The organism is Flagellimonas baculiformis (assembly GCF_033441575.1).
GTDB lineage: Bacteria > Bacteroidota > Bacteroidia > Flavobacteriales > Flavobacteriaceae > Flagellimonas > Flagellimonas baculiformis.
The window spans coordinates 214,553-228,753 of record NZ_JAUZVW010000006.1 but is presented as its reverse complement, the minus strand read 5'-3'; the positions used below and the strand labels follow the sequence as shown (position 1 = coordinate 228,753).

Sequence of the window (14,201 nt, the reverse complement as noted above, 5' to 3'; positions counted from 1 at the left end):
AATATTAAGTGCAGTGGGTGTGCCAATACCGTAAAACCATTTTTGGATAAGGTGGATGGCGTGACCGATTGGTCTGTTGACTTTGCCTCCCAAGACAAATTGTTGATCGTACAGACCACAAGTGCCACGGAAGAGGAAATCACTTCTGCTGTTGAATCGGCTGGATATCATTTGACCAAGAAATAAAGGAATGTCCAGAAGAATATATTAAATGGTTCGAATAGGGTTGGGGTTACCTTAATCCTATTCGGGTTGTATAAGTTTATTGGATTTTTCTACACAACTTCGGTATAGGCATGGTCATTGGTAGTATTGAAAACATCGCAAGATTCAGGTATCACTGCAATCAAAACCTCTAAACTCGATCGTGTCAATCATGTAAGGTGGACCAGTAATGGCTTGGCTGGAACACCGGTGGCAAAAATCTAAATCTTGTAATTTATACAGCTAGTTTAAAAATGACAATCAAAGTTCTTATTATATCTGCTTGTCGATAGGGCGAATAGATACTCATCTTGTTTGTGATGAGATTTTGAACTCACAAAAATTCCTTTGTCTATTTTGATTTAAAATTAAATAAAACAAGATGGTGTGGTTTGATTTTATTTATCGATATTTACGTTGTGAAAATCATTATTTCACACGAAGATGTCCTATGGGATGTCCTATTTTGGGAAAATCGACATAATATTCTGGATATTAATGGGTTAGCACCTCGTCAAGAGGTCAGTCATCCTGACGAACCACTGTATAGGTGGTATCAAAGCACTGTCAACTGATTGATTTACAGCGATTTTTGTCTTTATTGCATTCAATTGAATTCATTTAAAACCATATAAAAGGTGTAGCACTCGGTGAATGGTTTAGTACGTTCATTGTGCATAATTTAGATACCGTTTGACAAACCTGATCTGTCAACTCCAAAATTTTTTTAGGCTTATTCTCTATAATTGGACAATGTTTTCTGCGTAAATCCATTCATCTCCATCCATGAACATTCAATAATTGAAAGATATCCAATGGCTTTTTAAGCCACTCAATGCTTCCTGAAAAGTGGCATTTGCTCCACATCAGGGCATCCAATTTGTTCCATTACCTGTTTCAATTGGGTTTTGAGTAAGGAAATGGTATGGTCGCCCCCATTGCTTCCCAAAGCTGCTACGCCATACATAAAGGAACGGCCTAAAAAAGTAAACTGGGCCCCACTGGCCATGGTTCGGGCAATATCGGGTCCGGAGCGCACACCGCTATCCATCATCACGGTAAGTTGATTGCCATATTTTTCCGATATTCGGGCCAATGGCTTTATGGTGGATTCCCCGGCATCCAATTGCCTCCCCCCATGATTGGATACAATGATGCCATCCAGTCCCAGGGATACTGCTTTTTCGGCATCGGCCTCAGTGATCACCCCCTTCAATACCAATTTGCCTTTCCATAGGTCCCTGATGGAAGCAATCTTTTCCATGTCCATACGCTTGCTAAAAGTCTGGTCCATGAACTGTCCCAACTGTTTTAGGTTGAGCCCTTTGGGCATGTACGTTTTAAGCACTTCAAAATTGGGTTGCCCATGCCGTAAAGTCTCAAAGGCCCATTGGGGCTTTCCCAATATCTGAAGGATGTTGGCAACACTCATTTTCGGGGGCATCGAAAGTCCGTTCTTTATTTCTTTAGGACGAAAACCAAAAACCGGGGTGTCGCAAAGCAACACGAGAACGGGGCAACCGGCAACTTGGGCCCGATGGATCAGGTCATTTCGAACAGATTCCTTCGTGGGATGGTACAATTGAAACCAAGCATTTCCCTCAGTGATCTCGCTGATACGTTCTATGCTGGAAGTGCCCACGGTACTCAGAATGAAGGGAATATTGTGTTGGAATGCAGCTTTGGCCAGAATCTCGGGGGAATTGGGCCACATGAGTCCTTGTAGACCGATGGGGGCAATTCCAAAAGGGGCATCATATCTTTTTCCAAAGATTTCTGTGGTCATATTGGCCTCCTTGTAGGTATCCAAATACCGGGGCAACAATTCAACCTCCCTGATTTCACCAGTGTTTTTTCGCAGGTTCACCTCTTCATTGCACCCACCGTCCAGATATTCGAAGGCAAATCTGGGAATACGTTTACGGGCCTTTTCACGAAGATCTTCGATGGAGGGGTATCGGGGGTTGAATGTGATTTGTGTTTGGTTGCGCATATGATTACAACTTGAAAATTTTTTTCATGGGCAGCCATTTTTCCCCTTTTTGGGCAAAGGGAAGTGGTTTTTGGAACGTCCACATCAACTCTTCCCATTCCTGCACCTTGGGATTTTGGGCATCGGCCTGTTGTTTTTTCTCAAAGGAAAACGAATCATCCACCTCCATGATCATGGACAACCGATTTCTTACTCGATATATTTCCATGCTTTGGATGCCAGATTCCTTGATGCTCTCCAATATTTCGGGCCATACTTTTTTATGATGCTCCTCATAGGCCTTGATGCTTTGTTCGTCATCCACAAGATCAAGTGCCAAGCAATATCTTTTTAGATTTCCCATACGCGTTCATTTTTTAAAGTGTCAAAACCGAACCAGACAATGTAGGCGAAACAGAACAATGGGAGGGTAAAGGAATAATTCACCTCGGCCACTCCCATGATTTGGGCATCGGCCACCCCATGGCCCCCAATATCAATGATCATTCCCTGTAATTTGGGCATCAGGGCACCTCCAACAATGGCCATGACCAATCCGGCCGCCCCCAATTTGGATTCCTCCTCGGTCAATCCGTTCAAGGCGATTCCATAAATGGTCGGAAACATGGGCGACATGAAGAACGAAATGCCCACTAACGAAAGCAATCCCAAATGGCCTTCAATGAAAATGGCGGCCAAGGAACAGATCCCGGCCATGAGGGAAAACCACATCAATAGTTTGCCCGGACTGAGAAAACGTAACAGATACGTGCCGATGGCCCGACCCACCAAAAACAAAATGAACGCCGCAAACTGGTAATTGGCTGCCATATCGCTTGCCATACCCATGGCCTCGGCATATTGATAGATGTAGGTCCAGCACATGATCTGCGCACCGACATATAGGATCTGTGCCAATACGCCCAACCTGTAACGGGGCCTTTGGAACAGTATCCTGCCCGTTTCTTTCAAGGACGGAATTGTTCCGTTTCCTTTGGCCTGCGGCATTTTGTTGACCATTATGAGAACGAATACCGCCAGAATGACCAGTCCCAGAACCACATACGGGTCCCTGATCACCATAAGGTCCGAAGTACGAATCATAGCTTTTTTGACAGGGTCCAAGGATGAATAATCCACGATATCATCCGATTGTAGTTTTTTGAGCACAAATTGCTGTGCAATGAGCAATCCCAATAGCAACCCCACCGGATTGAACACCTGGGCCAGGTTCAGGCGCTGCGTTGCCGTTTCCCTTGCACCCATGGCCAAAATGTAGGGATTGGCCGTTGTTTCCAAAAAAGCAAGCCCGAAAGTGAGCACGTATAGGCCAAGGCAAAAAAACCAGAATTCCTCCATGATGGCCGCTGGATAGAACATGAGCGCCCCTGCTGCATAAAGGGCCAGCCCTATCAGTATGCCTACCTTATATGAGTATTTCCGAACAAACAGTGCCGCAGGCAAGGCCATGCAAAAATAGCCGCCATAAAAAGCCATTTGGACCCAAGCAGCTTGGGAATTGGAAAGCTCCAACACTTTTTTGAATGCCTGTACCATCGGGTCTGTAACAGCATTGGCAAAACCCCATAAAGCAAAAAGGGAAGTGATCAGGACGAAGGGCAAAAGTGCTTTTTTGGATACAATTTTTGGTCTGGTCATGGCTATAGGTTAAAGTGAACGATCCAGATGGGTGTAGCCCCCATCCACGAAGATCAGTTGGCCGGTAGTGTGGCTGGATTTTTCGGAAAGAAGAAAAGCCACCGTGTTGGCGATCTCTTCTGCGGTTGTCATTCTATTCCCTAAGGGGATGTTATCCCTAATTTCCTTGAGTTTTTCTTCAGGATTATCAAAAGAATTTATCCAATTCTTGTACAATGGGGTATAACATTCAGCGACGATTACGGCATTCACCCGGATGGAATAGGGAAGAAGTTCCAGCGCCCATTCCCGGGTAAGGGAATTGCGGGCCCCGTTCGCTGCCGCATAGCCCGAGGTATTGCCCTGGCCCGTCACCGATGTTTTGGAGCCGATGTTCACAATGCTGCCTTTGGTTTTCTTCAAGTGGGGCAAGGCATGGTGGGCCATCAGATAATAATGTCCCACATTGCGCTCCAAGGAACGTTTAAAATTGTCATAATTGCCATTTTCGAGTCCCACTCCGTCATTGACCCCGGCATTGTTCACCAATCCATCTATTCTTCCGAACTGTTGGATGGTTCTTTCAATGGCATTTTTGCATTGCAGGGGGTCGGTAAGTTCCGCGAGGGCGTAAAAGGCTTTGCCTCCTTTGTCCTTGATTTCTTCGACAGTGGAAAGTACGTCGGCCTCCTTTCTTCCAATAATGACCGGGATGGCATTTTCTTCTGCCAAAGTGCAGGAAATCCCTTTCCCGATTCCTTTGTCACCTCCTGTGACCAATATCACCTTGTCCTTTAATCTTAAATCCATGCATCATTGATTTGTTGTGAACACACCGATTTCCGCAAAGGAAGTCCTGCCATCACCATTATGTTTTTCCAAAGCCCTCAATTTTATATATCGGGCCACTGTTGGATTGAAATTTATTTTTTGTTCAATGCGATTGTTGGCCACATTGCTGAATTCCCCTTTCGATACCGATTTCCATGTTCGGTTATCCTGACTGACCAAAAATTCATACTTGGTGATGATCCCAAACGGATAGCGTTCTTGGATGGGCCAATAGGTAAATCCAGTAAGTGTATGGGATGCTCCCAAATCTACGGTGATTTCGCTACTGTTCGAAGAATTTTCATCCGTTGCCCAGAAAGTATTGGTGTCATCATCCATAAGTTTAACGACATCGGCATCATGTTGAAGGGCCCCCACCACTTTCCAATCTTTTTTGGCCAGATCAAAGTATTGGCTCACCGTCTGTGTTTGTTGTCCATTGTTCGGGTCCACGGCAATGACCTTTACGTTAGTGGGGGTCAATACAGGAAATGGGCCGCCATATTTTTTGGAGGACGTTGTTGGCTCCTTTCCATCGGTGGTCACATAGACGTCCACTTCATCATCAGGTACTTCAATGGAGACCATTCCATCCCTATTTCTGGTGATTTTAGGGTCTACCAAAAGGGGAGGGGCATTATAGAGCTCAAGCGTGGAGAGTGTAATTGGGCCTTTGGCGTCCAAAATATCCACTTTGATTTGGGTAGCGGTAACGGTTTCAAACCGAAGAATACGTTTGTACCCCACAGTGGTCTGCTCATCCAAAACGTGCCATGTTCCATCCACTTCGGCACTTACCGTGAATTTTTTGATGCGTTGCCCCAAAGGAATATACTCTTGCAGGAGTATGCGGTTGACTTTGGTGGGCTGATTTAAACTGATGGTGATGGAAGCCGGTGTTGTTCCGTCGTCTGTGGCCCAGTAGGTTTCAAAATCCCCATCGATGGCCTTTTCAGCATTGAAGGAAGCACTGTTGCCACGGACATTCGAGGCACTGGCAGTATTTCCATGCGCCAGTTCTTGGGCAAAATCAGTATCGATTTGTGCCTTCAGGGCCATCAATTGTTGTACATCGTTTTCATGCACCAAACCTCTATCGTCCACCGGAAGGTTCAACAAAAAGTTCCCGTTCCTGCCTATTGATTCGTAATAGGTTTGCACCAAACGGGGCAAGGTTTTTACCTGATGGTCCTCACCGGGATGGTAGTACCACCCGGGACGTATGGAGGTGTTCACTTCTGCGGGCAGCCAATGTGTACCGTCTTCATGGCCCGAACGTAATTCCACATATCGTGGCCATCCGGGATGGATCTCATCCCTTCGCATCACGCTCCAGTTGGTCTCGTTGGCCCAGCCTTCCTCGTTACCGACCCAGCGTATGTCCGGTCCGCCATCACTGAAAATGACCGCATTGGGCTGTAATTCCCGGATCATCTCAGTGGTCTTTTCCCATTCGTAATAGGTTTTGTTGTCTATTTTTCGGGTTTCGTTGGCCCCTCCGTAATATCCGGAGCCTCCATTGGCACCATCGAACCATACCTCGAAGAGTTCCCCATAATTGGTCAACAGTTCCCGTAGCTGTTCATGGAAGATTTCCACGTATTCCGGTTTTCCATAATGCTCGTTGTTGCGGTCCCAAGGGGAAAGGTATAACCCCAATTTTAGGCCATATTCCTTGCAGGCATCGGCCAATTCTTGGACCACGTCCCCTTTTCCATCCTTCCAAGGTGAATTTTTAAGGGAATGTTCCGTGGTCTTGGTGGGCCACAAACAGAATCCATCATGGTGCTTTGCAGTTAAAATGATTCCCTTCATCCCGGCATCTTTGGCCACTTTGGCCCACTGTCGGGTGTCCAGTTGGGTAGGGTTGAAAAGAGCAGGGGATTCTCCTCCTATGCCCCATTCCATATCGGTAAAGGTGTTCATGTTGAAATGGACAAAGGCATAATATTGCAGTTCATGCCAATCCATTTGGCGTTGCGAAGGGGTTGGGCCAACAGCTTTGGGTGGTTCCACGGTTTGGCAGGCTACAAAGAGCAGGGCCAGGGACAAAGTTAGGATGTGGGCTTTTCGAATCATTTTTTCAAAGGTTTATTGTTAAGAAAGACAATCTTCTTCGCTACCCATTTTTAGTAGTGGAGCAGGTTGTTTTCAGGGTTGGATTTTTGATTACCTTCATTTTAATTGCTTTCAATTACAGAACCATCTTCCCGGTACAGCTCTATTTCACCATCCAAGAGCACGGCCAACACGGTCATGTTTTCGTCCAAAACGTAATCCGGGACTTGGATGTATTTGATGCCTGGATAATGGCTCCAATAGATTTTTCCCACCACTTTGTGGGAGAGTTTGGTGCCATTGCCCACAACCCATATGCGGTTGATTTTGTTCTTTATTCCACGGAGTACAATTTCACCGTTCGGATTTCCTTTTACAAATAGATACAGGATGCTTTTATCTTTTGAAAGGGTAGTGGGACCATAGAAATGTTCTTTTGGGATGCCGGCAACGGTTCCAAAAATAGCCTCTTTGTGCTTTTGGGTCCAACGCCCCAAACCGGTCAACAGTTCTTCCTGTTCCTTTGGAATGGAACCATCTCCCTTGGGGCCAATGTCCAACAACAAATTTCCACCTGCAGAAATGACATCGGTGAAAATACCGATCAACTGATCCAGACTTTTGTAGTCGTGGTCATTTTTTTGATACCCCCACGAGTTGTTCAGGGTCATGCAGAGTTCCCAATAGTTGTCCTTGGGTCGGGTGACGGGCATGCCTTGCTCGGGAGTGGCATAATCTCCATGTCCCTGTAATCTGGAATTGATGATGGTCCGTGGATTTTGATCGAGCAGCATTTGCCGTACCTTGGGGGCTTCCCACTCCGCTGAGCTATGCTCCCAATCCCCATCAAACCACCAAAGGTCGGGATCGTAGGTTTTTGAAAGCTCTTTTAGCTGTCCTTGGTAATAGTGTAAAAAGGTGTTCCATCGTTTGGGGTCGTCCGCGGGTTTGTACCGCATGGAATCCCGGGTGTGGTGGGTGTAGTCTTGATAGGACCAATCGGGAAGCGAATAATAGATGCCCACTTTTACTCCTTCCTTTCTGAGAGCATCCACAAAAGGGGAGAGTACGTCCCTTTTGGCCGCCGAGGCCTTTTTGGCATTGAAATCCCCAAATTTGCTGTCCCAAAGGGCAAATCCATCATGGTGTTTTGAAGTAATGACGGAGTAACGGGCCCCAGTTTTTTTGATGAGATCGACCCATGCCACAGGGTCGTAGTTTTTGGCAGTGAATCCATCGGTCTGTTTCAGGTAATCGTTATGTGAAATATATCCGTTGAAAAACGACCAAGACTCATCGATCCCATTTACGGCGTATAGTCCCCAGTGGATGAAAATACCCAATTTGGCATCTTGGAACCACTGCATTTTCTCTTCAGCTTGCGAATTATTTTGTGCCGTTCCAGAGACCGATATCAAAAAGAACAAGATGATAAGTCCCAATAGGGTCAACTTGTTGACCACTTGGACAATATTCTTTTGAAATGGCAGTGTCATGCTATATCGGATCATTTAATCGTTCGTTTTTTTAAGCTTTGCATTTAGCTGGATTTCCTCATTGGCCTTTAGTTGTAGGTCCACGATGGATGCGCCATATTTTACAGCAATGCTCGTGTCGGATGGGGAACGAAAGGCAACTTCCTCCAAGGTACCATTCTTCCAGCTTATATCCACTTCAATATTGCCCCTGGCCTTTAGGCCAGTTATTTTCCCGTTCTTCCAGTTGGGGGGGAGGGCAGGCAACAATCGGATAAATCCTTCGTGCGATTGGATCAGCAGTTCTGCCACCCCGGCGGTATAGCCAAAGTTACCATCAATTTGGAAAGGGGGGTGCATATCGAACATATTGTCCGCCAAAGAGATCTGAAAAAATTTGTTGATATTCTCCTCTGCGGAGGCACCATCCAGCAAACGGGCGTTCATATTGATCATCCAAACACGGCTCCAACCGGTTCCGGCACCGCCATGTTCCAATCGGTGATCAATGGTTTTTTGGGCAGCGGCAAATGCTTCGGGGTGGTTCTCCGTAATGTCATCACCTGGATGAAGGGCATAGAGGTGTGACATATGCCGATGTCCTTTTTCGGGTTCGTCATACGGCTCGTTCCATTCCAAGATGTGACCATCTGTTCCAACGACCACTCCGGGGTGAAGGGAAGCTTTCTTGGTTTTCACCTCTTCCACGAGTTTGTCTTCGATACCCAGTATTTGGGCCGCTTCCAAAAAATTATCGAACACCTCTCCAATAATTTGATGCCCCATGGCACTCCCCATGGAAACCGCTGCAGATTTGCCCTCTTGGTTGTAATAGGAATTTTCAGGGGAGGTTTCCGGGGAGGAAATCCATTTTTGGCTTTTGGTGTCCCAAGTCAACCAATCCAGATAAAAAGAAGCAATGTCCTTAAGGACAGGATAGGCCCTGTTCCTTAAAAAATTCTTGTCTTGGGTGAATTGGTAATGCTCCCAATAGTGCTGTGCACACCACCCGCCCCCATGGATCCACGATCCCCAATAGGCTCTTTCGGCCCTCATGAAGGGGGTGGCCCAAAGATCTGTGGTATGGTGGGCCATGCTGCCACGGGCAATACCATATTGCTCCTTGGCGGTCTTTCGCCCTCTTTCCAATACCCTGTCAATGAGATTGAAAAAAGGCTGGTGGAGCTCACTGAGATTGGTGACCTCGGCCGGCCAATAATTCATTTGCAGGTTAATGTTGAGGTGGTAATCGGCATTCCAGGGCGCTTCAAGATGTTCGTTCCAAATCCCTTGCAAATTGGCAGGATTGGTGTCGGGGCGCGAAGAGGAAATCAGCAAATACCTTCCATATTGAAAGAGCAGGGATTGCAACCCTAAGTCGGTACTCCCTTCTTTACAGCGTTGTAGGCGTTCATCCGTGGGAAGATGGGCCATGTTGTTTTCTCCCAGCTCAAAATCGACCCTATGGTAAAGTTGTTGGTAGTCCGAAATATGTCGCTCCAATAGCGATTCAAATAACTGTGGAGTGATTTGGGAAAGAGTCTCCTCATTTTTTTCAGCAAAGCTGTCCCCATGATAGAAGGAAGTATTGCCCACGATAAAGATCAAAACCTTTCTTGCCCCTTTGACTGAGATCTTGCCTTCCTTGGCTGTGATCTTTCCATCAGGAGCCACAACCTGTAACCGTACCTCAAAACGTACCCCATGATCAATGGGCAAAGGTTTGGAGAACCGCTTTCCGCCATATTGGGTCACCTGCCCGATCATACTGATTTGATTTGGGGAAGGGTTGGAGACGCTCACCGTGGGGTTGCCGTGGTCTTCGGGTCTGCTCAGGGAAAGTTCCAGGTTCAGACCGCTTGGAGATGTGGTGGTGAGCTCCATGACCATGGCATCATCGGGTTGGGAAGCAAATACTTTTTGGGTGTAATGATTGCCGTTCAGGGTATAGGAGGTAGAGGCCAACGCTTGGTCAAGGTCGAGTTCCCTTCGGTAGTTGGTGATTTCCCCCGTTTCTTTAAAATCAATGAAAAGATCGCCCATGGTCTGATGGGAGCGGAGGATGGTTTTGTTGGAGAATTTTTCAACAATCAGGCTATCCACCTCCGTAGTTTTGCCCTCACGTAACAATCTTCGCAACTCTTTGAGATCTCCGGGGTTTCCTTGTGCGTCTTCCCAATCCGGTCCTCCGGCCCACATGGAGTCCTCGTTGAGTTGAAGGTGTTCCTTGAATGGATTTCCAAAGACCATGGCCCCCAAACGGCCATTACCAATGGGAAGGGCCTGCATCCATTCTTCGGATGGGGCGGAATACCATAAAACTTTCTCGGAATCCTGTGCCTTCAAGCTGGAAAAAATAGTGGCCAAAATCAAGACCAGCACCCATGTCGATTTTGACACAAAGGATTCCGTCGTGAGGGAAGTATGGGTTTTGGCAATCATATTCTATAAAATTTTTGGGCGTTCCCTCCCATGACCTGTTCTTGGGATTCCTTCGGATATTTGGTCAGGTATTGGATCAAAATATCTTTTACTTGTCCGTATTCAGTAGAGAGCAGACAAACGGGCCAATCCGAACCGAACATGATTCGCTCAGCGCCAAAGGAATCGAACACCACATCCAGATAGGGGATGAAATCATTTTTGGACCATTTTTCCCAAGCCGCTTCCGTGACCATTCCAGAAGCCTTGCAATACACATTCTTCCGTTTGCCAAGTTCACCCATATAGTGTTCCCAGTTAGGATCTATCTTTCCATTGATATTGGGCTTGGCGATGTGGTCCAAGACAAAAGATTGGCCAGGGAACAGTTTTACCAGTTCCAATGCTGGGGACAAATGCTTCGGATAGATGAGAATGTCATAAGTGAGGCCATATTTTTCCAACAGGGATAGTCCTCTTTGGAATTCGGGACGGAGCATAAAATAGTCGTCTGGTTCATCCTGGACAACATGCCGTAATCCTTTCAATAATGGATTTTTTGCATACTCCTGAAGTTTTTCCCCGATATCCTCGGCACATAGGTCCAGCCAACCCACAACTCCCTTTATGAACGGATGTTGCTTTGCAAGGTCCAGCAAAAACAAGGTTTCAGCTTCGGATTGTTGTGCCTGGACGGCAATACAACCATCCATGGTGTTTTTTTGAAGCAAGGGATATAGGTCCGCAGGTAAAAAATCTTTTTTAATGGCCTCCATGGAGGGACCGATCCATTCATGTGTGCTTGGATGGTATTTCCAAAAATGCTGGTGACTGTCGATTTTTACGTTGCTCATAAATTTTCTGTCTTCAAGGTTGACAGCAGTTCCTTTTGGCTGGTGTCGGTTGCACCAACTGATCAGGGCAATACCGTGAAATTGGTCCGGATCAAATCCGTACTGTTTCCTCCGATCATCACTTCAAACTTGCCCGGTTCGACTATATATTCCATTTCCTTGTTCCAAACAGCAAGTTCTTCAGGTGTAAGGGTGAAGGTGACTTTTTTGGTCTCTCCCTTCTTGAGAAAGATCCGTCTGAAGCCCTTCAATGTTTTTTCGGGGGTGGTCACACTGCTATGCACATCATTGATGTAAAGTTGTACCACTTCTTCTCCATCTAAATCTCCTGTATTTTTTACAGATACGGAGACGGTGACATTTCCATTTTTTTGTATCTCTGGAGTATCCGCTTTGATATCGGAATATTCAAAAGTGGTATAGCTCAGACCATGGCCAAAGACATATAATGGGTTTTCGCTCTCGCTCACATATCTATGGATGGCTGAGGGTTTTTGGTTGTAATAGATGGGTAGTTGTCCCACGGATTTGGGGAAGGTGACAGGTAACTTCCCGCCGGGATTATAGTCCCCAAAAAGCACTTGTGCAACCGCTTTTCCTCCAAGTTCGCCGGGAAACCATGCTTCCACTATGGCCGGAACATTGTTCTGGATCCAGTTGATGGATAGGGGGCGTCCGTTGAGCAAGACACACACGACGGGTTTTCCGGTCTGTTGTATCGCCTGAATGAGTTCGTTTTGCATGCCGTGGAGATCCAAAGTGGCGACATCCCTGTTCTCTTCCACCAATTCCTTGGATTCTCCCAAGACCACGATGGCCACATCGGACTTCTTCACCAGATCCAGGGCAGGTTGAAAATTGACCTTTTCCCTGTTCCAGCGCAAATGTGCCCTCGCTCCCCAGCCTCCTTCCCACATTTCAATGCGGACTTTATAGGTTTTGCCGGCCTCTATTTTTTGGGGTACTGTGACAATGTTTGTGCTTCCTTTCCTCCAATTGTCAATGACCAATTGATCGTCCAGCCACATTCGGATGCCATCATCTGAACTCAATCCCAGCCAGCCATCAAATGCCTGGTCACTTTTTATATACCCGGTCCACCGGATGGAAAAGTTATCATCGTCCACACCGATACCGGGCGACCAGGGCCAATCAAATTCCAACTCCTTGTCGATTCTCACTAAGGCTGGTTCACCCTGCAAGTTTCTATTGTTGAAGTACTCGCCCTTCAGGCCGTTCTGTGAGCCATCCGGCACGAACAAATATTCGGATGGAATGGCCTGGCCTTTTACAATCAAGGGAACACCTTCTTCATACTGAACAAGGGTATTGGGGCCAACGGTCTGTTTGATTCCTTCCAGAACGGTTGTTGCCACTTTGTTCCTCACAGCATACCCTCCCAATCTCGACTGGTCCGCATTGGGACCTATGACAGCTATCGATTTGATATTCTTGTCCAAAGGCAATAAGTTGTCTTGGTTTTTGAGCAACACAATCGACTTGAGGGCAGCTTCCAAGGCAATTTTTTGATGTTCTTCGGAGTGGAACCTTTCCTGGATCAATTTTTCACTGGTGTAGGGGTTTTCAAAAAGCCCCAACATAAATTTGAGTCGCAGCACGCCCCCGACGGCCCTGTCAATATCGTTCATGCTCAATTGGCCTTCGTTGACCAAAGCAATCAAGGTCTCTTGCCAAAATTCATTGCTGAAATCGTAAAATTGCATATCCACTCCTGCCGATACTGCTTGTCGAATGCTCTCTTTTGGGGAATCGGAAACATTATGGGTGGTCTGGAGGTATTTGATGGCTCCTAGATCGGAAACCACGATGCCCTTAAAACCATATTCTTTTCTTAGGACCTCTGTCAAGAGCCAATGGTTCGAGGCACAAGGGATACCATCCAACTCGGAATAGGCACACATGGTACCGAGGGCACCTCCTTTCATGAAGGCTTTCTGAAAGGATGGCAGGAAACTTTCCCGCGCCGTACGTTCGCCGACCAGGGCAGGGGAGGAGTTTCCACCAGCCTGGGGTATGCCGTGCACGGCAAAATGCTTGGGTTCGGCAATGATGGAACGATCGGAGGCCAAACTTTCACCTTGAAGCCCTTGGACCATGGCAGTCCCCAATTCACCGGCCAAATACACATCTTCCCCAAAGGTTTCGGCAATCCTTCCCCAACGGGGTTCCAGACCAATATCCAAGTTTGGGCCAAGACCGAAATGGACACCATGTGCCCTTGCTTCAGTACCTATCACTTGTCCGACTTTCTTCAGGAGTTCTGTGTCCCATGTGGCCCCTAAGCCAATGTTCATGGGAAAGGCAGTACTTCCCTCCGCCATATAGCCATGGAGCATTTCTTCCATGATAAGGGCTGGTATGCCCCATCTGTTGCTTTCGATCACAAATTTTTGGAGGTCGTTGATCGTTTGTGCGGATTCTGGATAAAGGTCATGGATGGCGCCCACGCCCAAACTGCCTATTTTATTTTTTGCCTTATTCATGGAAAAATTCTGTCCGTCCACGAAAAATTCCCCCTTGTACATATCCATTTGGCGGACTTTTTCTTCAAGGCTCATTTTGGACAACAGATCGGTCACACGCTCTTCCACAGAAAGTTCAGGGTTTTTGTAGCTGTTCCCTTTCTGCCCGAACAGGTTTGGGGACAGAACAGAGGTCAATAAGCAAAGGGTGACGATTGTTTTCCTAAAATTGGCCTTATCCATAATTGAATTGATCACTATTGAT

Annotated in this window: 10 protein-coding genes; 1 reads left to right on the top strand and 9 read right to left on the bottom strand. The window is 46.7% G+C overall.

The annotated features are described in order from the left end of the window. On the top strand, positions 1-186 hold a 186-nt coding region (locus tag SD450_RS10970), incomplete at its 5' end, for a heavy-metal-associated domain-containing protein (RefSeq protein ID WP_318344515.1). Between the two features lie 850 nt (positions 187-1,036). Here SD450_RS10970 and SD450_RS10965 read toward each other — a convergent pair. The 9 genes from SD450_RS10965 to SD450_RS10925 form a co-directional block, all read right to left on the bottom strand. Next, positions 1,037-2,197, bottom strand: a complete 1,161-nt coding sequence (locus tag SD450_RS10965; RefSeq protein WP_318344514.1) for an alpha-hydroxy acid oxidase — start codon at positions 2,195-2,197, stop codon at positions 1,037-1,039. A 4-nt stretch (positions 2,198-2,201) separates the two neighbouring features. Continuing rightward, a complete protein-coding gene (locus SD450_RS10960) occupies positions 2,202-2,540 on the bottom strand; it encodes an L-rhamnose mutarotase (RefSeq protein WP_318344513.1) in 339 nt (112 codons plus the stop codon). After that, the gene (gene fucP / locus SD450_RS10955; protein WP_318344512.1) at positions 2,528-3,835 is read right to left on the bottom strand and encodes an L-fucose:H+ symporter permease; all 1,308 of its coding nucleotides are present in this window, start codon (positions 3,833-3,835) and stop codon (positions 2,528-2,530) included. Before fucP ends, SD450_RS10960 begins: the two co-directional genes overlap by 13 nt. A gap of 9 nt (positions 3,836-3,844) precedes the next feature. Continuing rightward, entirely contained in the window at positions 3,845-4,624 is a 780-nt protein-coding gene (locus SD450_RS10950; RefSeq protein ID WP_318344511.1) for an L-fucose dehydrogenase, read from the bottom strand. A 3-nt stretch (positions 4,625-4,627) separates the two neighbouring features. Beyond that, entirely contained in the window at positions 4,628-6,724 is a 2,097-nt protein-coding gene (locus tag SD450_RS10945) for an alpha-L-fucosidase (RefSeq protein WP_318344510.1), read from the bottom strand. A 101-nt stretch (positions 6,725-6,825) separates the two neighbouring features. Beyond that, entirely contained in the window at positions 6,826-8,214 is a 1,389-nt protein-coding gene (locus tag SD450_RS10940; RefSeq protein WP_318344509.1) for an alpha-L-fucosidase, read from the bottom strand. Beyond that, on the bottom strand, positions 8,215-10,620 hold the full coding sequence (locus SD450_RS10935) for a glycoside hydrolase family 95 protein (protein WP_318344508.1): 2,406 nt from the start codon (positions 10,618-10,620) through the stop codon (positions 8,215-8,217). After that, complete coding sequence (locus SD450_RS10930; protein WP_318344507.1) at positions 10,617-11,453, bottom strand: amidohydrolase family protein; 837 nt, start codon at positions 11,451-11,453, stop codon at positions 10,617-10,619. The genes SD450_RS10935 and SD450_RS10930 overlap by 4 nt, the downstream gene beginning before the upstream one ends. A gap of 62 nt (positions 11,454-11,515) precedes the next feature. Continuing rightward, on the bottom strand, positions 11,516-14,194 hold the full coding sequence (locus tag SD450_RS10925) for a glycoside hydrolase family 3 protein (RefSeq protein WP_318344506.1): 2,679 nt from the start codon (positions 14,192-14,194) through the stop codon (positions 11,516-11,518). Positions 14,195-14,201: the final 7 nt, after the last annotated feature.